The organism is Algoriphagus aquaeductus, assembly GCF_003253485.1.
GTDB classification, from domain to species: domain Bacteria; phylum Bacteroidota; class Bacteroidia; order Cytophagales; family Cyclobacteriaceae; genus Algoriphagus; species Algoriphagus aquaeductus.
The window spans coordinates 57,832-79,959 of sequence record NZ_QKTX01000009.1; the positions used below are offsets into that span (position 1 = coordinate 57,832).

Genomic DNA, 22,128 nt, shown 5'->3' on the forward strand with positions numbered 1-22,128 from the left:
TTTTAGCAACATTTAAGAACCCACATCCATAAGATCGCCCGGCGAAAATGGGGTGTTCGTGCTTGGGCTTCTCAGGGTTTTCTTTCAGGAGGGGAATCTCTGATTTGGGAAGCAATGCCTCGTTCCAACCGGAGAATTGGCTTGAGTAAAATATCCCTTGAAGAAATAGCACCCAAAACGAAAGGTAAACAGCAAAAGTGAGCCTCAGCTACTTTTCAATGCAGTTGCTTTACAATTTGGTTCAAAAGGGTTTGGCACACAAATGGTTATTAAAAAGGTATCACCCAAAGTGCTTAATATCACCCTTAATTAATGCTCATGGAGACTCTCATGCCAGAATCCAATTCTATTTCCTTATCGGAAGAAAAATTTTTCAGCCTATTGCAAGGAGACTTTGATACCTTTTCATTTCTTTTTGATGAAAAAGGATTGATGTTTTATCCCAACGGGAAAGTGGAAAACAAACCTGAATTGCTTCAAAGGTTGAAGACCGGGAAAATTGTTTTTCAACATATAGACGTAAAAAAGTGGATTTCCAGATCTTACGGTTCTGCTTCGGTGGTGCATGGTGAAGGTACTTTTTCCTTACTCTTGCAGGGAGAGGAACTTACCGAAAAACTCAACTTTATCGATGTATGGGTAGAGCGGGAAAATGGTTGGAAGCTGGTTTCCTCTCATTTTATCCGGATGGCTTAAAGCCATCGGTGCTTTCGCCTAGCCATAGTAATTTTTTTCTACTTGATTTGGTCTTTTCACCAACCTGTGGAATTTACCTGATTTGAATCACAACCCGCTGATAACTGGTCAGGGAAGGGCTTCCTTGGTCTGTAGCCTGTAAGACCACATGGATTTGCTGCCCTGTTTGTGCATTTTCAGGGATAGCCACCTCGGTTTTTGATCCCGTTTTTTGAGAAAAAGTCACCTCCCCACCGAAGGTCACCACCGGTAGCTGAAACCAACTCACGCTGACCTCATCCCCATCCGGATCGGAAGTCCAAGCGTGGAGTTTTACTTTTTGTCCGGGAGAAGCCATCAAGGTCAACGGACCTTCCAACCGGACTTGAGGAGCATGGTTGGCGTCTTCAAATCTGGGGGTGATGGACCATTTGAGTCTTTCGGCAAAATCATGTTGAGCTTGGGGAAAGAAATTGGGAAATCCTTCTTGTGTGACAGTGCGACTGCCAAGCATTTGGGCCATATCATCAGCTGTGCCTTGGGTAGCAAATCCGGTTACATCTCCCTGACTTCTCATAGTCAGTTCACGACCGCCCCAGCCTCCGAAATAGCCTTTTTCAAAGGCACGAAGTCCATTTCCCACCATATTCATAAAAGTGTGGTTATCGCCTTCGCCGAGCCAGGACCCCTTTTCCTGAACAGGCATCCAGACAAAATATCCCATGGCTTTTAGCTCCTCGTCGGTATAGCCCGAGAAGCCGAAGTAATCCACTTTGTCGTCTTTGACCATCTGCTTACCATCTCCCCAAACGCGGTAGAGTTTGCCAAAGGGCCCACGGGCGGAGATATTTTCCTTCATCCATTGGGAAGTCAAGTAGGGTGCATTTTCCGGAGTCGCCCGGAGTTGGGCGCCATAGCCGTAATTTGGTCCTTGGCTGAACTGTCGGATTTCGATGTCCGGCCAAGTGGGTCGGATGTAGGTCGCAAAAGTATCGTCCTGATCGCCGGAGGGAAGAAGGATGACTTTTCTGTTGATTTTGTCCCGCATGGCAGTCCACTGGGTGGTAAACTCAAACTCGTCCTGGATGGACTTGAGCGCCCGTGCGATGGTACTTCCTCCACCCCAGGCCGTGATGAAAAGCGGGCCAGATTTGTCATCCAAGATCAGCTCCCGGATCAAATCCGAACCCGGGGTGTCCTGACCGTAATCTCCATCGAATTCGATATTTCCATAGCGGATTTTTGATTTTAGATGAGCAGGAGCGGGGTAGTCGGGATGGTGGGTTTTCAGATTGGGATAGACTTTTTCGTAGGCCTCAACGATTTCATGAATAAAGCGTTCATCCTCCGCCCAGCGCCAGGAAGTGCAAGGACAAGCACCCATTCCAAAGCGGTCATATTCCCGGCCGGGTACAAACCACTCCGTTCCTTGACCGTCTCCTTTCCAGTGAAACTGACTGCTGGCATAGATTAAGCCTTCGATTTCCAAATCCGTGGCATAGAGGATCAGGCGAATCAGGGAATTGTTGTCATCCAATTCCGGGTCGGCAGTGATGATAATCCGAGGCTTGCTGGGAGAAAGAGTGGTTTGGGCCAGGATAGGTTGAAAAGATGCAACCAAAATCAGTAAAAAGCTGACGAATACCGAGGATTTGATAAAAGAGGAAATCATGGATTTGAGGATTGGTGGAGCAAAAGATATCGAAAGGATCTATTATCTCCTAGTAGAGACAATAAGTGCCGCTGTTTTGCTTTCAAGTTCACTTGGATATTAACCATAGAGTTCTCGGCTAACCTTTGAGGTTTTTAAGAACCTCGAAGTTTTTTTCCACCCTTAATTCACCGCTAAGGGGGCGAAGGTTTTTTACCACGGAGTTCGCGGAGGAAAAAGGAGAGAATTCAGGGATTGAGGTTTTCAGGAAACTCGTTTCTTTTCTTCTTGATTGGCCTTTTTGAGTTCACAGAGGGAAAAAATGGAATCTTGGATGGGAAAGCTGCTAGTGCAGAGAGCAAAAGAGCCCAGAGTTCTCCCCGGGCTCTAATCAGATCCTTCGGTCCAGAGGACGAATACTTGGTTTTGTCATTTCCTGGATCTATGGTACGGGGATTAATTCTCCAATCCCAACCGGTTGATTTCCGCGATCAGTTTGACCACCTGTTGATCCAGCTGCTGACTGATGGTGCTGAAATTATCCTTGTTGATCTGTCGGCCCTGACTGGTGAAAAAGAAGTTGATCCGGTCACCCTGCGGGAAAATCAGGATACGCGTCGCACTGCTTAACTGGATCTGAAGCGCCGGAGCTATAGGAGATTTGGAAGGGACGATTCTTCCGCTGAGTAGATTTTTCAGTGTTCCGTTGCTCAGGTCTTCGATGCTCACGATTTCATTCATCCCGAGCGTCAAGGGCGGTTTCTTTTTCAGGCGAGCGATTATTTTCTTGAAAAATGCCTTCTGGGATGGTTCTTCGATCGATACGGCCAGATTTTTTTCCCGCTGGAAGCCAAACTCCTGATAGATCCCGATCAACAAATCGAAGAGGGTTTGATTTTCGGACTTTGCCTTTTTTGCAGCAATCAGCAGTTGGGAAAGGAGATAGCTCAGGCTGTCGTTTTGGCCTTTGAGCTGGATTTCCTGATTTTCGGTGATGAATAAGGTTTCACCTTTTTCTGCTTTCAGAAAGGATTCCTGCACGGCAAGTGGACCGGATAGATGGGCAAGGGTGGTCATCGGTGCCTGATACTTAGCGAAAAGCTTGTCCAACAGATCGGTGATGAAAATGGATTTTTTACAGCTCAATGCTACCTGGTTTTCCAAGATCAGCTTAGCCAAGATCAGCGAAGTATGGTGGACATTCAGCAACATAAATCCGCCATCCGAAGATTTTCTGATTCCAACCGAAAATTTGTTGGTATTGGAATCTATTGCAATGACTAGGTCCAAGCCCTGCTCTTCGGCAAAATCAAAGGCCGGCTTGACGTGACGGAAAGTGAAGGTTTCCTCTAGATTTTTTAATGATTCAGGTATTTTTTGCCACAGAACCTCCACCTCAAGATCAGCTAGCTTGGATACCAACTCGTCTTGGATTTCGTCTGAGGTAATCAGGACTTTTAATCCTGCTGTGAAGGGGAGAGTTTGTTCTAGAGTCATGTCACTTGTCGTACTTTCAATCATTTGCTCTTTTTTTTGTATTGGAATTAATCCAAGGAAATTGGCCTTGGCTCGTTTTTAATCGGGGCTTGAACAGGCAAATCGATCAGTCTTTGGAGATAACTTCCGGACCAAACCAAGTCGGACCAAAAAATCTGGAAGTGTTGGAGACTGAGGGAGAGGAATTCAATGAGTCTCAAAGGTAGTCAAAAATGCCTGGATGGGAAGCTTTTAGGAAGGTGAGAGTTGGTATTTGGTGAGGAAAAAGTGGAATTACACCAACTTCTCTTTCCCGGAATTCCAAGTGGATGATCCGGCAAAAAATTTGACTAGCGTAGCTTGGAGAAGAAATTGGAGGCTGATTTCATAAAAATTCCAGTCCCTCTCGGGGTGAAAGACAAGCAAAACGTATATGAATTTAGTTGTTCACCCACTGCAATGAAAGTGTAAAACACCTGACAGGTCTAAGCTAATCCTGTAGTTTTTTTTGGAGACCTTCAGAAAAAAATCGCCTGAGTCAAAAACTCAGGCGATTTGATTTTGAATGAAAATCACATCTTCAGATTCTGCATCTCCAGTTGAGGAGCAAAAGGCTGCTCATAATAGCGCTTGCCTGTGGCTTTGTAAAGGGAATTGGCCAAGGCGGCAAATACAGGAGGGAAGAAAGGTTCTCCCAATCCGGTTGGATCTTCTTTGCTGTCTACAAAGTGAACCTCAATCGACTTTGGGGTTTCCTTTTGGCGGATCATGCGGTACTTGTCAAAGTTGGTCTTCGAGGGCACTCCATTTTCAAAGGTCAATTCACCAAAGAAAGCATTGCCGATGCCATCAATTATTGCACCTTCACCCATATTGATGGCTGCATCCGGATTGATCACTATGCCGCAATCAACAGCTGCATAGACCTTTTCAACTACCGGTTTTGAATCTACTATCTTGGTATCTACCACTTCTGCGACATAGGAATTGTGACAAAAATAAGCCGATACGCCCCGATGAACTTCGGGTGCAGGAGTATTCCAGTTGGATTTGTCGCGTACTAGCTCCAATACCCCGGCGTAGCGCTTGGCATCGTAGTCATTGTTTTCCCCTACCGGGTTGGTTTCTGCACGCTTGAGCAATTCCAGTCTGAAATCAATCGGGTCTTTGCCCATCACTTCGGCCAATTCGTCTAAAAAGCTCTGTTCGGCAGCAGCGATAAAATTGGAACGTGGTGCACGGAATGCTCCAATGGTGATATTGGATTCGATCTGCCAAGATTCCGCAAGGTAATGGTCAATCGCCCCGGCTGGGAATCGGTTGGCATGAAGGGGTGTTTCCGGAATCCCACCGGCCTTCACATGCAGGGCAAGCAGGTTATTGTTTTCATCCAAGGCTGCCCGATAGGTTGCAGAATACGTAGGACGGTACACCCCAGAGGACATGTCGTCTTCCCGGGTATAGACCATTTTCACAGGCGCCTGGATTTTTTGAGAGATCAATGCGGCCTCGGTTAGGTGGTGACTGTAGGCTCTTCGGCCAAACCCACCACCCATTCGGGAAAGATTGATTTGGATATTTTCTTTGGGGATACCCAGGCTACTGGATAGGGTGTTCATAATGAACTCCGGCGCTTGAGTAGGTCCATAGATGACCGCCCGATCCCCTTTGACGTCTGCAAAGCAGTTCATCGGCTCCATGGTGTTGTGAGCCAAAAAAGGTGCAGCGTAAGTTTTTTCAATGATCTTGGCGGCTTTCTTAAACATTCCCTCCGGATCACCGTCTCGTCTGACCACATTCCCCGACTTTTGAATGTATTCGGCCATGCGCTCTTTGTGGAGGTTGGTGTTTTCCAAACCCGCAGGAACCGTCATTTTGGTGTTGGGTCGACCTCCAAAACCGGCTACCTCAAAATTGGATTCAGGAGCATTTTCCCATTCTACTGCGAGATTTTTCTTGGCTTGCATCACCTCCCAAGTGGAGTTGCCTACAATGGCTACGATTTCCGGAAAAGTGGTGGTGTCAAAGAAGTTTCTTCCGTAATCGTCTTTGAACAGATTGATGGAAAAGACGTCCAAAATACCGGGCATGCCGCTCACCGAACTTTTGTCAAAAGACTTCAGCTTCATGCCAAAGGCAGGAGGATGTACGATGGCCGCGTACTTCATCCCTTCTACTTTGTGATCAATGCTGAAAAGGGGTTTGCCAGAGACGATCTTCTCGATGTCCACATTCTTCTTGGAGGTTCCGATGATTTTGAAGTCTTTCGGTTCCTTAAGCGTAACATCTTCGGGCACCTCCAACGTAGCTGCCAAGGATGCCATTTCTCCGTAACCGGCTTTTTTGCTAGAGGCTTTGTGTTCCAAAACACCTGCTGTGGAAGTGATTTCTGAGGCGGGGACTTTCCAGGTTTGGGCAGCGGCATTCACTAACATTTGTCTCGCCGTAGCACCAGCGGTACGAAGCGGTATCCAGCCCTGACGGATGCCTTGGCTTCCTCCTGTAAACTGTCGCTCGAAACGCTGGGGCCAGAAGTCCGCCTGCTCCACCATCACCATTTTCCAGTCGACATCAAGTTCGTCGGCGAGGATCATCGGCATGGAGGTTTTTACATTGGAGCCAAATTCCGGATTAGGGGAGAAAAGTGTGACGGCTCCGTTTTCCCCGATTTTGATATAGCTGTTGAGTTCAAACCACTCCTTCGGCATTTCCAAAGCCTGCTCCGGAGTAGGCTTGCATCCCGCCAGCCAGCTAAAGCTGAGCACCATTCCTCCACCTGCCAGGGCTGATACTTTCAAAAATGACCTGCGGTCCAATTTTTTATCTAAAGTTGCCATCGATGTTTTGGATTAAAGGTTTTGGGCGGCGGTTTTTACAGCAGCTTTGATTCTAAGGTAAGTGCCACAGCGGCAAATGTTGCCGTTCATGGCGTTTTCGATGTCCTCTTCGCTTGGATTTGGATTTTGCTGAAGCAAAGCCGCAGCAGTCATGATCTGACCAGCCTGGCAATACCCGCATTGAGGCACGTCATGCTCCATCCAGGCTTTTTGAACAGGATGATCCCCATTTTCAGAGAGGCCTTCTATCGTGGTAATCGAAGCACCTTCCGCTGCTGAAACGGGGAGCTGACAGGAGCGAACTGCATTGCCATCGAGGTGAATGGTGCAGGCCCCGCATTGGGCGATGCCGCAACCAAACTTGGTGCCTACCAAATCCAAGTGGTCACGCAAAACCCAAAGCACAGGGGTGCTAGGGTCCACGTCGACTTGCTTGGAGGTTCCGTTGATGGTAAGATTGAAAGTGGCCATAGTTGTTGAAATTAGAATTTAAAGTTAGGGATTTCCGATGGGGGGCACCTTACGGAAATCAAACAGAAGCTTGTATAAATCAAGTGGATCCAATGGAGGAACTAAAAAAAAATTTGAATCGTAGTCGAATGCTTTATTCGTTTTGGTTACTAATTAGGGTAAAGGACTTACCTTCCTTATCAATACATAAGTCGATGAATTCAATTTATGGTCAGAATTGAATCCAAAATAAAAATCCCGGAGAGGTAACAGGCTCCGGGATTTTTCGTGACTAAAGACTCACATCGCACTCGCGTGTCGGGCGATCAACTTCCATCCGCTACCTTTCTTTTGGTATACTTCAGTGAATACCATTTTATAGTCCATTTGCTGTCCGTTCATGGTGATCTGGAAATCCCCAGTTCCAACAAGTATGGCGGTGGTTTCATAGTCATAAACGGTTTGGGTTTTTACTTCGATTTTTCGGTAAACGGGGAATCCCATCCGAACATCGGACAGGTGCTCAGTAGCACTTTTGATTATTCCGTTTGAGTGAATGGCAACAGAGTTTTCATCGTAAATGGCTTCCAAAGTGGCGAAGTCGCTTTCCATGAGCGCCTTATTTCGGTCGTTTGAAAGGGTTTTGATTGCTGCTTCAGTGGCTGTCTGTGCAAAGCCAACTGTGGTCGAAAGGAATGCGAAAAGGAAGATAAGATTTTTCATGGTTTTAGATTTGTGTTAAACTGATGATGCAAAATTGGGAGGTTGATTTCCAATATTTTGTATCCCGATTACTGTAAGTAGAACCAAGATTACCGATTGGGGATTCTATGGCTATGATTCCCCGGGAACTCCCGTAATTTTGATTCATCAGCATTTCAGAATTCATGGAGACCATAGTTCAAATCAATCAAATTAGCCAAGCCAATGATTTGGTAGGCAAAGAAACCCTTCATCCATTGGTGACGGTCATTGACTTTTCGAAGCAGCAACCTATGCGGCGAATAAAGATGATGATGGGTTTGTATGGTGTCTTTATGAAGGTTTCCAAAGAATCTGAAGTCCAGTATGGTCGGAATTCCTACGATTATCAGGAAGGGACGCTTTTGGCGATTGGCTTGGGCCAAGTGGTTGGATTGGGAAATCCAGAATTGGTAGAAACCTTTCAACCCAAAGGCTGGGGGCTGATGTTCCATCCTGATTTGTTATTTGGAACTCCGCTTGCCAAGCGGATTCAGGAGTATACGTTCTTTTCCTATTCCATTCGGGAGGCACTGCATCTGTCACAGCAGGAGCGCGAACTGGTGCTGGATTGCTTTCTGAAGATTGAACAGGAACTCAAGCGGGGAATTGACAAGCATTCTAGGACCATAATCGTTTCTACAATAGAGCTTTTGCTTAACTATTGCTCTCGGTTTTATGATCGCCAGTTTATCACCCGAGATTCGGTGCATCAGGGATTGATGGAAAGGTTTGTCGACTTTTTAAATGATTACTTTCAATCCGACAAACCTCAGTCGGTTGGGCTTCCTTCCGTGGCCTATTTTGCCGAGCAGCTCCATCTTTCTTCGAATTATTTTGGGGATTTGGTGAAAAAGGAAACAGGGAAAACCGCCCAGGAATACATCCAGTGGAAGATCATAGAAATCGCCAAAGAGCGGATTCTAGATCCCAACAAAACCGCCAGTCAAGTCGCCTATGAATTGGGCTTCAAATATCCCCAGCATTTTACCCGCTTTTTCAAGCAGCAAATAGGTATGACTCCTGGGGAATTTCGGGAGAGAGTGAATTGAATGGATGTCGAAAAAATTATCCTTAGGTTGGCTAAATTAATTCCCGGATTTAAGGATTGTTTTTTATATAAAACAATATGAATATACGGAATTCTGTCAGTAGCCAAATTATATACTGACAGTCCGTGACAATAGGTTGGTAATCAGCTGAAAGCGGGGTTACTTGGTCAAAACAACGGTTCTGACCATGAATATTTTGAAGTTTCTTTGCCCAAGTGAGTGTCTCCACTCACTTGCATTGTTCCGGTTAGTGAAGACACTAACCGAGGCATTGTTTAGGTTAAAATCCGTCACAGAAGCACAGATAATTTTTTTGTTGTGGTCTGTGTACTCACAGACCACCAGTTATTGTAATTACCCCTCCAATTGCTTCGCAAAGGGCTGATCATAAAACCGCTTGCCAGTTGCCTGATAAAGTGCATTGGCCAAGGCCGCGAATACTGGAGGATATCCGGGCTCGCCCAGACCAGTTGGGTCAACCTGACTTTCCACAAAATGGGTCTCGATCGCTTTTGGAGCTTCCTTCATCCGGATCATCCGGTACTGATCAAAGTTGGATCGATCTGGAGCGCCGTTGGCAAACTTCAACTCTCCATACATCGCTGTCCCAATCCCGTCCACCACGCAACCCTCGCAAAGGTTTTTTGCCGCATCAGGATTGATGACTAAGCCGCAATCGACGGCCTGAACTACTTTTTCTACTTGAACTTGCCCGTTTTCAATTTTCAGATCCAATACCTGTGCTGCGTAGCTGTTGTGGCAGAAATAGGCCGATACTCCCCGGGAGATTCCAGGTTGGCTTTGTCCCCAATTTGATTTGGTCTTGAGCAATTCCAACACTCCGATAAATCGATCTGGATCGTAGTCGTTGTTTTCTCCCACAGGATTTGCTTTGGCTTTTTGCAAAAGCTCCAATCGAAATTCAAGCGGATCTTTTCCAGCAGCCTCAGCCACTTCATCCAAAAAGGACTGTTCGGCAGCTGCGATGAAATTGGACCGGGGGGCCCGGAAAGAACCCACGGTGATATTGGAAGGAACGGCCCATTCCTCGGCCCAATAGTTATCGACCGCACCAGCGGGGAAACGATTGGGATAAATGGGAGGCTCCACCAAGCCTCCGGCATTCACATGGAATCCGGTCAGGTTGTTGTCTTGGTCCAAAGCTGCACGGTAGGTAGCTTGGTACATGGGACGGTAGATTCCTCCCGTCATGTCGTCCTCCCGGGTATAGATCAGCTTGATGGGTGCATTGACTTTTTGGGAAATCACTGCCGCCTCGATCAGCCAATGGGCATAGGATCGGCGACCGTATCCGCCACCCAATCGGGTCATTTCGATGTTGATATTTTCGATTGGTATTCCCAATCGGCTGGAAATTGCCTGTTCAGTGAGTTCGGGCTTTTGAAGCGGGCCGGCACAATCAATCCGATCTCCCTGCACATGGGCAAAGAAATTCATCGGCTCCATGCAGTTGTGCGCTAAAAAGGGGCCGTTGTAGGTGCGCTCGATGATTTTGGCAGCCGAGGCAAAAGCAGCCTCCGGATTGCCGTCTTTGCGGACTGTTCGGCCATTTTTGGCTGATTCAGCTATTTTTTGAAGTTGTTGCTCATGGTTTTCTAGGCCAGCAGGGATAGTTCGGAGTTCCTTTCTCCCATTCCAATCCCGCTTTTCTTCATAGGTAGCAAACTCCTCCCATTCTACTTTCATGGCCTTTTTGGCATTCATTACCTCCCAGGTAGAATTGCCCACAATTGCCACTAAATCCGTGAAACTTGTCGTGTCAAAAAAAGTACGCTCGTAGGCGTCCTGATGGGATTTAATCTGAAAAATGTCCCGGATTCCAGGCATGGACCGGGCGGCAGAATCGTCAAATGACTTGAGCCGCAACCCATGCGCAGGGGGATGCACAATCATGGCGATCAGCATTCCTTCTTTTTTGTAGTCGATTCCGAAAAGCGGTTTTCCAGTCACGATATTTTTGGCTTCTACATTTTTATGGGATTTGCCGATCAGCCTGAATTGGGAAATTTCTTTCAAGGGAACCTCCTCCGGAACGGGCATGGTAGCTGCCAAGGAAGCCATTTCTCCAAAATGGGCTTTTTTGCCGCTGGCTTTGTGTACTAAAAATCCAGGTTCGGTGGTGATTTCCGAAGCATCCACCTTCCAGGTTTGCGCGGCAGCTTGGATCAATAAATGTCGGGCTGTGGCACCTGCTGTTCGAAGGGCTTTCCAACCCATGCGAATGGCCTGACTTCCACCGATAAACTGACGGGTGAAATTGTCCGTATCCAAAGGGGCTTGTTCCACCACGACTTTGGTCCAGTCGGCATCCAGCTCCTCAGCCACAATCAAGGGCATGGAAGTCTTGATGTTTTGTCCTCCCTCTGGATTGGGAGACATGATGGTGATCAGCCCGTTTTCTCCGATTTTGATAAAGCCATTGAGTCTGAACCACTCTTTGGGCATGCCCAACACTTCCTCCAAATTGGGTTTGCATCCTGCCAGCCAATTGAAGCTCAGGATCATTCCTCCTCCCGCCAAAGCGGAGACTTTGAGAAAGGAGCGGCGGTTAAGTTTGTCTGAGGTTATGGCCATTATTTCAATGCTTTAGCGTTCAATTACGTCAATTCCAGATCCCTTGCAAAGGGTTTTCCATGAACTGAAAAGATTAACTAAAGTAAGAACGAGCAAAGGATGAATCCTTACACTTATCAAATAATTCCGATTCGCTGAAGCCATTGATTGATTTGGGTTTTGACCTCGATTCTCTTTTCACCTTCCATGACGAATAGAATCCCATCCCGTTCCACTCCGCCTTTGGTCGAAAATCCTTCCAAGACTCTACTTTTCGGACAAAGCTTTTTTACGGTTTTAAAACTGCTGCCTACCCCATACCCTGCGTTGGTATTGAAAGGAATCACTGTCTTTCCGCTGAGGTTATTGTCAGTAAGAAAGCTTTTCATCGGAGGTGGCAATTGCATGCCCCAAGTCGGAAAACCGAGATAAATCACCTCGTATTGATCCAGATTTGAGATTTTGGTTTTCAAAGGGGGAAGAAATCCGGATTCATTTTCCCTTGCCACTTGAGCAACAATGGCTCGGTAGTCTTCGGGATAGGGTGTCACCAATTCCACCTCGATCAATGTTCCTCCGACCTGCTCTTGGATCATCTCCGCAACAGCTTTGGTGTTTTTGGTGCGGGAGAGATAGACGATAAGTATTTTATCGGAGGCCACCTGAGTATTTTCCAAAATTGCCTCAGGCTTGGTTTGGCAGGAACCAAGCAGGGAGGTAAACAGTAAAATACTTAGGAGAAGGAGCTTCATTGGTTTTTTGTTTTCGGTTTTAGCTGTTCGAGATTTGTAATCTCGAACTAACTATCACAGGGATTTACATTCCTTTTTATTGGGTTTTGCAATCCCATGGATAAGTCCTCGGGATTGCAAATCCTGAGGAGCTTGACAGGATTTAAACCTGCCTTACTGCCCTCCTGGAGTGTTCAGTTTAGTGAAGGAAAGCGAACCCATTTTCCAAACCCCGTCCTTTTTAACATAGACTTCGGTGACCATGAACGGGTTGACTACTTCATTTCCGCCGACTTCTGCCACCAAAGTGATTCGATTGAGAAGGATGGCAGTATTGTCAATGATTTCTACCGATACTTCATGGATGTCGGCCTTTTTGTACCAAATACCGCCACTTCGGATAATATTCACTTCCCGTTCTTTGCCCCAGGCACCGCCCATGTGGACGAACACTGATTTATCGTCAAAGAGCTCAGCAAGCTTGTCGGCTTCTTTATCCGCCATCCATTGCCATTTGGTTTTGGCGAGTTCGATGATTTCCTGTTTGGTTGATTCATCTTGAGAAAAAGCCAATGAGGAACTGAGAAACAGGAATAAAATTCCTAGAATAGTCGTTTTCATAATCTTTGAATTTCGGTTGATTGCTTACTTCTGAATCTCATGCGTATCACGCACGCTGCTGAAGGTCAAGGCTAGCATTTTCCACGCTGAACCTTCTTTTTGGTACACTTCAGTCACAGTAAATTCAGTCACCACATCACTGCCACGGACTTCTGCGGTAAGGGTGATCCGATTCCAAACGATGGCGGTGTTTCCGACGATCTCGATCGCAGTGTCTTTCACGTCGGCTTTCTTGTACCAAATGCTGCCTGTTTCGATGATCTCGAGTTCCCGAGCTGTTGTCCAAGTGCCGCTCATGTGGACAAATTTTGCCTGTGGGTGAAATAGAGGAGTGAGTTTGGCGATGTCCTTGTCAGCCATCCACTGCCACTTGTTCATCGACAGCTGTTTGATTTCCTGCTCGGTGGAGGATTGAGCAAACGAAAAGCTTACGCTTACTAGTAAAAGGGTAAGTACGAAGAGGTGCTTTTTCATAGTTTCAGTAAATAGTTGTGGTTTTGAAGAGACAATTCAAAGGTATATTTCATTCAATACAATCAACTTACCCAGATTACAGGATCACTTACCATTTTTACCGTTTTCGGCAAAACCGGATTCTAATCCTAACCCATTCTTTTATTTTTGATCCAAATGACAGCCATGAACCAAGTAATCGATCTACTCACCGTTAATGATTATTGTAAGCCATTGAAACTATCCAATCAGCATCCATTGGTAGCTGTTTTGGATTTGTCAAAGGGAGAATGGCCTCAGCAAAACGTTGATGTGAAGGCGGTTCGCTATCATTTTTATGGGATATTTCTTAAGCAGGGCGTGAATTGTACCATCAAGTATGGGCGTCAGAATTATGACTTTCAGGAGGGAACACTCGTTTTTGTAGGTCCCGGGCAAGTCATTACGGTGTCAGATATCGACCCAACACAAAAACCTTCTGGTTATGCTTTGTTGTTCCATCGGGATTTGCTCTTGGGCACTCACCTTGGGAAAATTTTTGACCAGTATTCGTTTTTCTCTTACGAGTTAGCCGAGGCTTTGCATTTGTCTCCCAAAGAGCGTCAGATCGTGATGGATTGCTTCGCAAAAATCGAGGATGAACTTTCAGATCGCATTGACAAGCATAGCAAAACAGTAATTTTGTCCAATATTGAACTGTTTTTGAATTATTGTACTCGTTTTTATGACCGTCAATTTATCACTCGAGATGTAGTTAATGTGGGGACTATTGAGCGGTTTGAAGCCTCCCTTAAAGCCTACCTCAAATCCGGAAAAGCAAAAGACTTTGGAATTCCCACTGTCGGATATTTTGCCAACGAGTTGAACCTGTCTCCCAATTATTTTGGGGATTTGGTGAAAAAAGAAACCGGGAAAAGTGCTCAGGAATTTATCCAGTTGAAGTTGATTGAAACGGCCAAGGAGCGGATTTATGATCCCTCAATTTCCCTTAGCGAGATTGCGTACGGTTTGGGCTTCAAGTATCCACAGCATTTCACCCGTCTCTTCAAGCAGCAGGTAGGCAAGTCACCCAAAGAGTATCGGGAGTCGGTGAAATGAATGGACCACAATAAAAATAAACTTTTGTTGTGGCTAGGTCATTTCCCGATCCAACATACCTTCCTATTTCAAAAAAATAGAAATTTTATTCGGTAGAAAACAAAAATTACTTTCAAAAGAAGATTAAAATTAACTCCTATCGAATATTTAGTATTGCATGACCTTCAACTCCTTGAAAAATCCCTCCGTTCCGATATCCAACCAGAGTCCGACCGAACCGGAAGTGGTGGATCCAAGCATCTCTTTGACTAGGAGGGATGGTTGCTCTCGATCGTTAAGGAAGAGTTTGGCCGATTTGTCCTTGAACTCAATTCGAATGGTGATCCACTCATCCAATCCCATATAGGCATAGGTTTCATACAGTTCAGGGAATTCCTTTCGCAATCGGTCAAACTTGTAATTCGGATAGGAATAGTATTGCACGGAATGATTTCTCCTAATTTGGTCGTCAGCCCGCCCGTTTGTCGGCCGTATATAAATGGATTCGTAGCCAGAATTGTCGGGATTAATCCGGAAAGCCAAACCAATAAACCCACGGGCAAAGGCAGCCGCATCAGGCAATAAGCGGCTGAGCACTTTGACTTCCACTGTTCCATTTTCCAAATCGAAATCCCTCAGCTTGACGAAAGTGGGTTCGTCTACTCCTTTTTCAAAAGGGAAATTTTCCAAATCCCGTTCCAGACGGAGCACTTCCTCGCCATTCAACTGCACCACGGAAGCTTTTACCTTGGAGATTTCAAACTCTTTCCCTTCAAATCGTATAGTTTGTGCCTGAAGGAGACAAAGGGGATTAACTAAAACCAATAGGGATATTAGAATACGATTAATCATGTCTTGGTTAAATTAAGATTTAAATATCCGACACTTTGTCTTCTGCTTTCTTTTCAAGATAAGCACGTTTGGTCACTTTCAGGTTGCGGAAGTATCCGATTGTTCCAATATCGACATATAGGCCCACAAATCCCTTTTTGGTTTTTCCCAACATCTTGTCTACTACAAATGAGGAATACTTTTCGTCATTGATAAACAGCTCTGCCGTTTCTCCATTCACCTCAATCCGCATGGTAAACCATTCATTTAATGCCACCGGAGCTGAACCTTCGTATCGGAAGGGGGCGATTTTTCGAAGTGTGTCAAACTTGTAATCCGGATAGGAGAAATATTGAACGGTATGATTCCTAAACAACTGATTATCTGATCGGCCTACTTTGGGACGGACATAAATGCTCTCAAAGGCTGAATCATCTTCTTGAACTCGGAAAAACAGCCCGATAAATCCCGCAATGCCCGAATAGGGGGCAGGGACTTTCAGTTGGCTGTACATTTTGACCTCGATGGTTCCGTTTTCGAAATCTTCCAAACCGAGCAAGCGGGCATAATGTGGCTCATCTACAGTAGCTTCTACCCGAGTGGAATCAAAGGGGATGGCAGTTAGATCGCGCTCAATCTTTAGGGCTTTTTTACCTTGAAAGGTGACGATCTCTCCGGTGACATTGTGAAGTTCAAACTCTTGGTTTTTGAGTTTGAGGGTTTGGGCATTTGCGCTTAAGGAGGCCAGCGTCAAAGCCAGGATAATGAAGTGTTTTTTCATTTTTAAAGGATAAAGGAATTCCACCCAGGTGAATATCCATTCACATGATAGTGGGTTTAGGAAGAGGGAAATGGGGAAGATTTTAAGTTCCGGTTAGTGGGGATCTCCCTGTCGGCAGACAGGCACCAACCGGGGCGGAGAGTTGACCAAACTTTTCCAAAGTTTTGAACTTTGGAAAAGTTGATTCTGTGGCCCAAGTGAGTGTCTCACTCACTTGATCAATTTTTCATTCCGGTTAGTGAGACACTAACCGGGGCGACCTTTGGAAAAGTTGTCTCGGAAGGGTTTTACCTCAGAAGATCAAAACAACTTCTCCTGAGGAGGCGTCGCACCGGCCATTCGGATGTAGACGGTCGTCTGACCTCTGTGGTGGGTCTGATGCTCAAAGCATTTTTCTATAGCTTTTGCTTTACTCAACTCGAAGCGACCAAACAGTTTGGTTGTCTCATTCAATTGGGCCGGATCCATAGCCTTGATGCTGTTGATCACAAAATCATAACCTGCCATCACGAGCTTGGTCACGTTTTCTTTGGATTGATCGGTAGCTTTTTCGGATTCTCCCATTCCCACAGGACTGGTAGCTCCTGTTGCAGCAGCTCCAATTCCATAATTGGCATCGGTCAAGTGAAGCATTTGTTGGGCAAAAGAACGCATCTCAGCTGTTGGTTTCAAGGCATAGCCCTCAGCCGGCATGGCATCGAGGTATTCTTTGGTGTAGGCTTTGGCGCGTTCCCAATCTTTGACTATGTCATCGATGGGAGATTGGGCTTTTGTGATTGTGGTCGCTGCAAAAATGAGCAGGATGGAAATTAAAATTTTCATAGCATGATTGGTTAGAAGTGAGAGGTGTAGGGGTTTGTTATTGAGAAAGTTACGTTGTTTGTTGCTCCAGAAAAAAATGATAGGGGAAAAAAAATTAACTAAAGTAAGATTGGGTTTCTTTTATTTTATTCAATGGGGTGCCGAATCCCATTTTTAACCTTTTTTCAACCAAGAACCCAATCGATCGATCAGTTGGTAAACTTGCTCTTCTTCCATGGGTTTTTCCCAAAAATCAATCACCAGAGAATAGGTCTTGGATTTTTCCCGCTCAGCACGGCTGAGGGAGGAGGTGACCATGACTACCTTGATGTCCGCATGGTTGATCTGCTTTTCCAACTGTTCTAAAAACTGCCAACCGTTCATAGTAGGCATATTGATGTCCAAAAAAATCAGGAACCGGTTCGATATGAAATCTAGCCTGTGCAGATGATCCAAGGCTTCTTCTGCACTCGAAAAAGTAAGTGGATTTTCGTGCAGCGAACTTTCGGTTACAATGATTTCATGTAGAAAGAGCACTCCGGGATCATCATCGATGATAAGGACGATGGGCATTTCCTTACTCATCTTTCTTCAGGTTTTCTGAAATGGAATGGGTTTCTTTCACAATTTGATCCAATTGCTTTAAGGTCTCCAATAGTTCTTTTTCCAATTGTTCTTTACTCTTTCCCACTTTGGAATAATTGGGGTATTTGATTAATAATTGATTGATTCCCATTGCTTTGGTCAGCGGGGCTCTTACCAAATGGGATTGATTCCAGGTGATTTCTTTGAGAAGAGAATTTTGATCTTCTATTTCTTTCACGGCCTCTTTCAGCTTTTCATTGGTATGGCTGAGCTCCTGCGTACGCTGATTTACTTTCGCCTCGAGCTCCGTTTTCATCCTTCTGCTGAAGTAGAATTGGAAGACAAAATAAACCAAAAGTATGCTTAGGAAAACGATAATAATCCAAAACAAGGGAGTTTCAAAGAAGGAAGCCAAAACGACTATTTGAAGGGTTTTGGTAGATTCAATCTGACCGAATCTGAGTACAATCACCTCAAGTGTGTATTTTCCGGGTTTGAGCCCATTGAAGTTCAGTTGCCTCTGATCTTTGATCGGAAGCCATGGACCCGCCTTTTTGTCCACTCGATAGAATAAAGTGTATTGGGACGGATTGTCGAAATCGACCAGACTAAATGAAATCTGAAACATCCGGACACCTTTCGGGATTCTGACTTCATTTTCGATGGGGGAATACTGATCACCGATAATAAGTTCGTCCCAGATGAAATTGGTGGGTTTTTTGGCTATTCCGGAAAGGGAGAAAGGATCAATGATTCCTACACCCTCCACCGTGGGGATCCATATTTTTCCACTATAGTCCAAAATTGCCGAAGGAAAGATCAGCCCGTTGGTTTCTGAATTGGGCATTCCCATGCGTTGATTGTAAAGCGTGGAGGCCAAGAAAAATTTCTCATTTGGGCTTTCTTTAAGATAGGCTAGTTCTTCGTCTGAGAAGTACTGCACTCCGAAATTACTGCTGACCCAAATCCCGTTGACGGGATCTTCTGTGATGCTGTATACACTTTGAGATTTTAGTCCATTCGCTTTCTTGAGAAAGCGGAATTCCCCACCGCTGTAGAGCAATACGCCTCCATGGGTGGCAAACCAAAGATCTCCGCTTTGATCCTCGTGGATGTCATAGACCACGTCTTCCCCGGGTGTAAGGGGTAGAATCTGATTTTCGATCAGTTTTCCGTCCTGTATTTTGAATATCCCTCCGGTAATGGACCCGATGACAATTTGTTTGTTTCGCAATTCCAGAATGCTGATGAAACTGGTTCGCTCGTTTTTTTCAGGCAATGAAACCGTGTGAAATACTCCTGAGGAATCATAATAGTGGATCCCTCCATATCGGGTCAATATCCAAAGCCAGCCTTTGGAATCGGAATAGACACCTTGAACTTGTTCGCTTTTTAGCCCGTCTTTGGCTGTGATCGTACGAATTATTTTGCCGGATTTTTGGTCAATGACCGAGATGCCCGTAGAGGAACCCACATAAATTTCTCCCCGATATTCTCCAATGGTAGTTACCCCATTTTGAATCAACCCCTCCTTGGTGGTCCAGGTGCGAATCGTTTCACCTTTGACCCGGTGAACCCCATCAGCCCGGGTACCTATCCACACACTGCTGTCTTGGTCCTGATAGATGGCTTTGATGTTCTTTTCTCGGAGGACGTCAAATTTCAGTTGCCTGACTTTGGCTGTTTTGACCACCGCCAGCCCTTTTCCCAAGGTTCCCAGGTAGAGCATATCATCCTCTTTGATGATTTTTCTGATTGTGAAATTTTTGAGCTCGGGATAATCATATCGGGTAAGGCTACCATTTTCAATGACCAGCAACCCCTTTTCCAAGGAACCTGCCCAGATCCGATTGGCATTGTCCACAATCAGGCTACTGGGGTTGATGTCTTTATATTCGGCATAGGAGGCAATCAATTCCATTTTACCTTCATTGTTCAATCGGTAGATGCCTTCGTTGGGATTGGAAACCAACAGGAATTCTGGGGTACCGAAGATTTTTTGGGCGATAAAGGATTCGGAAGTGATCAGTCGTGTTTTTTCGTTTTTCAGATCCACTTCGTACAATCCATGGGTAGTACCCACCAAAAGCAGGCTAGGACTAACTTTAAAGAATGAAAAAATCTCCAAAGTCCAATCCGGCTTCCAAAAATCCAGCAGGGAAAATTTTCCCTCTTTCCAAGTGTGAATTTTTCCCGCCTGGGTACCGATGAGGAGTTCCCCTTGTTGATTCTCGGTGATGGCCCGAATCCAAGTCTTATCCGCTATTTCATGACAATCTATTACCAGTTGAATATTTTTTTCCAAAAGCACAATGCTTCGGTCTGCTGAAGCCCAAATTCCTGCCGGTGATTTGAAAAAGGTGTAATAGGTCTGCTCCAGCATGAGTGGATTGGACTCTTTGTCAAAGACTTTGGGGATCGTGCCATCCAGCCGAACCAATCCTTCTTCTGTGGCTATCCATAGGTAACCGTGATTGTCTTTTTCGAGGGCGTAAACTGCATTTTGGGGAAGTCCGTTGGAGTTGTCCCAAATTTCCAAAATATAGTCTTTGGGAAATGAGGGTAATGGATTTTCTTCCCCCCTGTCTTGACCAAAGGAATGTAAAGACCCAAAACACACGGCAAGAATTCCCAATAAGGCGAAGAGGAAATACTTGAAAATAAGGATTGGTTTCAAGGTTCTTGAAATCAGCTAGTTGGTTTATGAAATTGGGGTGCGTACAACTTTTGTAACTGGAGTGATAAAATTTGGTGTTTTGGGCTGTTTGTAAAAGGATAAATTGATGTAAGGAAATTTAGGTTTTTTTTTGGGATATACCTGATTTCAACTACCCATAAACTTTTCGAAATAACAAAATAGGTTGAGATTCTGGTTATTCCTTGGTGGTGTAGTCTGAACTGTCTCTGGAGCAATTGTTTGAAAAGTGTAAGTATTGATTTGATTTCAGTCGTTGAATCTGCGCTTCTTTTCTCACTTTTGTGTTGTCTATCACCTAGTTATCCTAACCCCTCTATGAACCTGCAATTCCATGCGGAAGCATTCCTTGCTGGAAGGAGTCCGTCCAAAATCCTAAAACTTTATTTTCTGTTTTTCATCTTGAGCTATGCCCATGAATCAAGAGCGCAGGAAGAGCCAAGGGCTGCATCCCATTTTTTCAACGGTACGATCACTGCTACAAACAACGGCATTTCCATTATTCCCTCCTTTTCCTTGGGAAGACCGGCTGCTTTCTTTGACTTGAGTATTGGAGGTGACCGCTTTTCTTTCGATCCCATGCTGAGATTTGGCATGGATGGAAAACCATGGACTTTTGTCCTTTGGGGAAGATACAAGGTGATCAAAGACAGTAGATTTACCTTGACTATTGGCGGGCATCCAGCCTTTCTATTCCAGGAAGTGGATATGACCGTACAGGGAAATCCGGACCAAATGCTGGTTAGCAACCGCTATTTGGCAGGAGAGGTCAATTCTTCCTATAAACTGACAGATCGGGTGAGTGTGGGGTTGTATTACCTGCGTGGCACTGCCCTCAAGTCTTTGGGAGCTCAGAACTCGAATTTTCTTGCGTGGAATACCTCTTTTTCAGACTTGAAAATTGTCAAAGACCTGAGTATGAAGATCAATCCCCAGGTGTTTTTCTTGAAGGTGGATGAGAATTCAGGTTTCTATGCCAATACCGGGGTGACTTTTATCAAAGGAGATTTCCCTTTTCAATTTCAGGGATTTGTAAACCAAAAAATCAAATCGACCATAGCCGGAGATGATTTGGTGTGGAACGTGAGCTTGTTGTATAATTTTTCAAATACCTACAGCAAAAAATAGAATCAATGGAGAAATCAGAGTCACTTGAGGAGTTTTACAAACGAAAATTCAACTGGATCCCGGAAAGCCTTAAAAACGAAATAGGGCATTTCAATATTTTTTCCTTGGAACCCTATCTCAACGGGGAGTGGAAAACGGTACCCTACCGTCGAAGGGATTTTTACAAAGTGATGTTGGTTCGAGGAGCCAGCAGGGTTCATTATGCAGACCGTGTCTATGAGATACAAAAGCAAGCTCTTTCATTTTCCAATCCTTTGGTACCCTACAAATGGGATCATATCGGCGCCCATTCTTCCGGGATTTACTGCATTTTCAATCCTCATTTTTTTATGAATTTCGGGCAGATTCAGCAATATGAGGTCTTTCAGCCCAATGGAACCCATATTTTTGAGCTCAGTGATTCAGAAGCGGTCGAAGTCGAAAATTTGTTTGAGAAAATGAAGGTCGAATTTGCCTCTGAGTATAAATACAAGTACGACCGGCTCCGGAATCTGGTCTTTGAGCTGATCCATTTTGGGATGAAGCTACAGCCTGCAGAGGTCCAACAAACCCAGCATGGCAATGCTTCCCTACGGATTGCTTCCATTTTTTTGGAACTGCTGGAGCGTCAGTTCCCAATCGACGACACACACAAGACGGTGGGCCTGAGAAGTCCCTCGGATTTTGCCGATCAATTGAACATCCATGTCAATCATCTCAACCGGGCAGTCAAGGAAATGACCGGAAAAACCACCTCCCAACTCATCGCTGATCGACTCGTTCAGGAATCAAAAATCCTACTCAGGCAAAGCAGTTGGAATGTGTCTGAAATTGCCTTTGGACTGGGATTTACGGAAGTGACACATTTCAATAATTTCTTTAAAAAACACCTGAAACTCAGTCCGACACAGTTTAGAAAAGGAGCCGGATCCACTGGGATAGCCTAAGAGACGGATAAATCGAAGAAAATGAGAATACAGGGTAAAATCG

Annotated in this window: 19 protein-coding genes; 5 read left to right on the plus strand and 14 right to left on the minus strand. The window is 45.2% G+C overall.

Annotation, left to right across the window (positions count from 1 at the left end):
• The first annotated feature begins 318 nt into the window (after positions 1–318).
• The gene (locus CLV31_RS12985) at positions 319–696 is read left to right on the plus strand and encodes a nuclear transport factor 2 family protein (protein ID WP_181452631.1); all 378 of its coding nucleotides are present in this window, start codon (positions 319–321) and stop codon (positions 694–696) included.
• Between the two features lie 73 nt (positions 697–769).
• Here CLV31_RS12985 and CLV31_RS12990 read toward each other — a convergent pair whose 3' ends face one another.
• From CLV31_RS12990 to CLV31_RS13010, 5 genes are all read right to left on the minus strand, one after another.
• Positions 770–2,347, minus strand: a complete 1,578-nt coding sequence (locus CLV31_RS12990; RefSeq protein ID WP_111393330.1) for a DUF1593 domain-containing protein — start codon at positions 2,345–2,347, stop codon at positions 770–772.
• Between the two features lie 435 nt (positions 2,348–2,782).
• Positions 2,783–3,823 (minus strand): hypothetical protein, encoded by a 1,041-nt coding sequence (locus CLV31_RS12995; RefSeq protein WP_146250896.1) that lies wholly within the window; start codon positions 3,821–3,823, stop codon positions 2,783–2,785.
• A gap of 551 nt (positions 3,824–4,374) precedes the next feature.
• The gene (locus CLV31_RS13000; RefSeq protein ID WP_111393332.1) at positions 4,375–6,639 is read right to left on the minus strand and encodes a xanthine dehydrogenase family protein molybdopterin-binding subunit; all 2,265 of its coding nucleotides are present in this window, start codon (positions 6,637–6,639) and stop codon (positions 4,375–4,377) included.
• A 12-nt stretch (positions 6,640–6,651) separates the two neighbouring features.
• On the minus strand, positions 6,652–7,110 hold the full coding sequence (locus tag CLV31_RS13005) for a (2Fe-2S)-binding protein (protein WP_111393333.1): 459 nt from the start codon (positions 7,108–7,110) through the stop codon (positions 6,652–6,654).
• 279 nt (positions 7,111–7,389) lie between these two features.
• Positions 7,390–7,812 carry a nuclear transport factor 2 family protein gene (locus CLV31_RS13010; RefSeq protein ID WP_111393334.1) on the minus strand — a complete coding sequence of 141 codons (423 nt, stop codon included), beginning with the start codon at positions 7,810–7,812 and terminating at the stop codon, positions 7,390–7,392.
• 164 nt (positions 7,813–7,976) lie between these two features.
• On the opposite strand from CLV31_RS13010, the gene CLV31_RS13015 reads away from it, so the two are divergent.
• Positions 7,977–8,882: a helix-turn-helix domain-containing protein gene (locus CLV31_RS13015; protein WP_111393335.1), complete on the plus strand. Its 906-nt coding sequence runs from the start codon at positions 7,977–7,979 to the stop codon at positions 8,880–8,882.
• A gap of 354 nt (positions 8,883–9,236) precedes the next feature.
• Here CLV31_RS13015 and CLV31_RS13020 read toward each other — a convergent pair whose 3' ends face one another.
• The 4 genes from CLV31_RS13020 to CLV31_RS13035 form a co-directional block, all read right to left on the minus strand.
• Positions 9,237–11,477 carry a xanthine dehydrogenase family protein molybdopterin-binding subunit gene (locus CLV31_RS13020; RefSeq protein WP_111393336.1) on the minus strand — a complete coding sequence of 747 codons (2,241 nt, stop codon included), beginning with the start codon at positions 11,475–11,477 and terminating at the stop codon, positions 9,237–9,239.
• A 116-nt stretch (positions 11,478–11,593) separates the two neighbouring features.
• Positions 11,594–12,208 carry a flavodoxin family protein gene (locus tag CLV31_RS13025; protein ID WP_111393337.1) on the minus strand — a complete coding sequence of 205 codons (615 nt, stop codon included), beginning with the start codon at positions 12,206–12,208 and terminating at the stop codon, positions 11,594–11,596.
• 153 nt (positions 12,209–12,361) lie between these two features.
• On the minus strand, positions 12,362–12,808 hold the full coding sequence (locus CLV31_RS13030; protein WP_111393338.1) for a nuclear transport factor 2 family protein: 447 nt from the start codon (positions 12,806–12,808) through the stop codon (positions 12,362–12,364).
• Positions 12,809–12,832: 24 nt separating this feature from the next.
• Positions 12,833–13,282, minus strand: coding sequence for a nuclear transport factor 2 family protein (locus CLV31_RS13035; RefSeq protein ID WP_111393339.1), 450 nt, complete (start codon positions 13,280–13,282; stop codon positions 12,833–12,835).
• A 165-nt stretch (positions 13,283–13,447) separates the two neighbouring features.
• Here CLV31_RS13035 and CLV31_RS13040 point away from each other — a divergent pair, with 165 nt between their 5' ends.
• Entirely contained in the window at positions 13,448–14,359 is a 912-nt protein-coding gene (locus CLV31_RS13040) for a helix-turn-helix domain-containing protein (RefSeq protein WP_111393455.1), read from the plus strand.
• 147 nt (positions 14,360–14,506) lie between these two features.
• Here CLV31_RS13040 and CLV31_RS13045 read toward each other — a convergent pair whose 3' ends face one another.
• The 5 genes from CLV31_RS13045 to CLV31_RS13065 all read right to left on the minus strand — a co-directional run bounded on the left by CLV31_RS13045 (position 14,507) and on the right by CLV31_RS13065 (position 20,013).
• The gene (locus CLV31_RS13045; protein WP_111393340.1) at positions 14,507–15,190 is read right to left on the minus strand and encodes a hypothetical protein; all 684 of its coding nucleotides are present in this window, start codon (positions 15,188–15,190) and stop codon (positions 14,507–14,509) included.
• A gap of 19 nt (positions 15,191–15,209) precedes the next feature.
• Positions 15,210–15,950, minus strand: a complete 741-nt coding sequence (locus CLV31_RS13050) for a family 16 glycoside hydrolase (RefSeq protein WP_111393341.1) — start codon at positions 15,948–15,950, stop codon at positions 15,210–15,212.
• A gap of 300 nt (positions 15,951–16,250) precedes the next feature.
• Positions 16,251–16,772, minus strand: a complete 522-nt coding sequence (locus tag CLV31_RS13055; RefSeq protein WP_111393342.1) for a DinB family protein — start codon at positions 16,770–16,772, stop codon at positions 16,251–16,253.
• 153 nt (positions 16,773–16,925) lie between these two features.
• On the minus strand, positions 16,926–17,336 hold the full coding sequence (locus tag CLV31_RS13060; RefSeq protein WP_111393343.1) for a response regulator: 411 nt from the start codon (positions 17,334–17,336) through the stop codon (positions 16,926–16,928).
• Entirely contained in the window at positions 17,329–20,013 is a 2,685-nt protein-coding gene (locus tag CLV31_RS13065) for a ligand-binding sensor domain-containing protein (RefSeq protein ID WP_111393344.1), read from the minus strand. The genes CLV31_RS13060 and CLV31_RS13065 overlap by 8 nt, the downstream gene beginning before the upstream one ends.
• A 336-nt stretch (positions 20,014–20,349) precedes the next feature.
• Between CLV31_RS13065 and CLV31_RS13070 the strand changes: the two genes are divergently transcribed.
• Both CLV31_RS13070 and CLV31_RS13075 read left to right on the plus strand, forming a co-directional pair.
• Positions 20,350–21,159, plus strand: a complete 810-nt coding sequence (locus CLV31_RS13070) for a hypothetical protein (RefSeq protein ID WP_111393345.1) — start codon at positions 20,350–20,352, stop codon at positions 21,157–21,159.
• A 5-nt stretch (positions 21,160–21,164) separates the two neighbouring features.
• Complete coding sequence (locus CLV31_RS13075) at positions 21,165–22,085, plus strand: helix-turn-helix domain-containing protein (RefSeq protein WP_111393346.1); 921 nt, start codon at positions 21,165–21,167, stop codon at positions 22,083–22,085.
• Positions 22,086–22,128 lie beyond the last annotated feature (43 nt).

What these genes read in the sequence shown, in the direction of transcription:
- CLV31_RS12985 (WP_181452631.1), top strand. Translation starts at nt 319, where the DNA reads ATGGAGACTCTCATGCCAGAATCCAATTCTATTTCCTTATCGGAAGAA.
- CLV31_RS12990 (WP_111393330.1), bottom strand. Translation starts at nt 2,347, where the DNA reads ATGATTTCCTCTTTTATCAAATCCTCGGTATTCGTCAGCTTTTTACTG.
- CLV31_RS12995 (WP_146250896.1), bottom strand. Translation starts at nt 3,823, where the DNA reads ATGACTCTAGAACAAACTCTCCCCTTCACAGCAGGATTAAAAGTCCTG.
- CLV31_RS13000 (WP_111393332.1), bottom strand. Translation starts at nt 6,639, where the DNA reads ATGGCAACTTTAGATAAAAAATTGGACCGCAGGTCATTTTTGAAAGTA.
- CLV31_RS13005 (WP_111393333.1), bottom strand. Translation starts at nt 7,110, where the DNA reads ATGGCCACTTTCAATCTTACCATCAACGGAACCTCCAAGCAAGTCGAC.
- CLV31_RS13010 (WP_111393334.1), bottom strand. Translation starts at nt 7,812, where the DNA reads ATGAAAAATCTTATCTTCCTTTTCGCATTCCTTTCGACCACAGTTGGC.
- CLV31_RS13015 (WP_111393335.1), top strand. Translation starts at nt 7,977, where the DNA reads ATGGAGACCATAGTTCAAATCAATCAAATTAGCCAAGCCAATGATTTG.
- CLV31_RS13020 (WP_111393336.1), bottom strand. Translation starts at nt 11,477, where the DNA reads ATGGCCATAACCTCAGACAAACTTAACCGCCGCTCCTTTCTCAAAGTC.
- CLV31_RS13025 (WP_111393337.1), bottom strand. Translation starts at nt 12,208, where the DNA reads ATGAAGCTCCTTCTCCTAAGTATTTTACTGTTTACCTCCCTGCTTGGT.
- CLV31_RS13030 (WP_111393338.1), bottom strand. Translation starts at nt 12,808, where the DNA reads ATGAAAACGACTATTCTAGGAATTTTATTCCTGTTTCTCAGTTCCTCA.
- CLV31_RS13035 (WP_111393339.1), bottom strand. Translation starts at nt 13,282, where the DNA reads ATGAAAAAGCACCTCTTCGTACTTACCCTTTTACTAGTAAGCGTAAGC.
- CLV31_RS13040 (WP_111393455.1), top strand. Translation starts at nt 13,448, where the DNA reads ATGAACCAAGTAATCGATCTACTCACCGTTAATGATTATTGTAAGCCA.
- CLV31_RS13045 (WP_111393340.1), bottom strand. Translation starts at nt 15,190, where the DNA reads ATGATTAATCGTATTCTAATATCCCTATTGGTTTTAGTTAATCCCCTT.
- CLV31_RS13050 (WP_111393341.1), bottom strand. Translation starts at nt 15,950, where the DNA reads ATGAAAAAACACTTCATTATCCTGGCTTTGACGCTGGCCTCCTTAAGC.
- CLV31_RS13055 (WP_111393342.1), bottom strand. Translation starts at nt 16,772, where the DNA reads ATGAAAATTTTAATTTCCATCCTGCTCATTTTTGCAGCGACCACAATC.
- CLV31_RS13060 (WP_111393343.1), bottom strand. Translation starts at nt 17,336, where the DNA reads ATGAGTAAGGAAATGCCCATCGTCCTTATCATCGATGATGATCCCGGA.
- CLV31_RS13070 (WP_111393345.1), top strand. Translation starts at nt 20,350, where the DNA reads ATGAACCTGCAATTCCATGCGGAAGCATTCCTTGCTGGAAGGAGTCCG.
- CLV31_RS13075 (WP_111393346.1), top strand. Translation starts at nt 21,165, where the DNA reads ATGGAGAAATCAGAGTCACTTGAGGAGTTTTACAAACGAAAATTCAAC.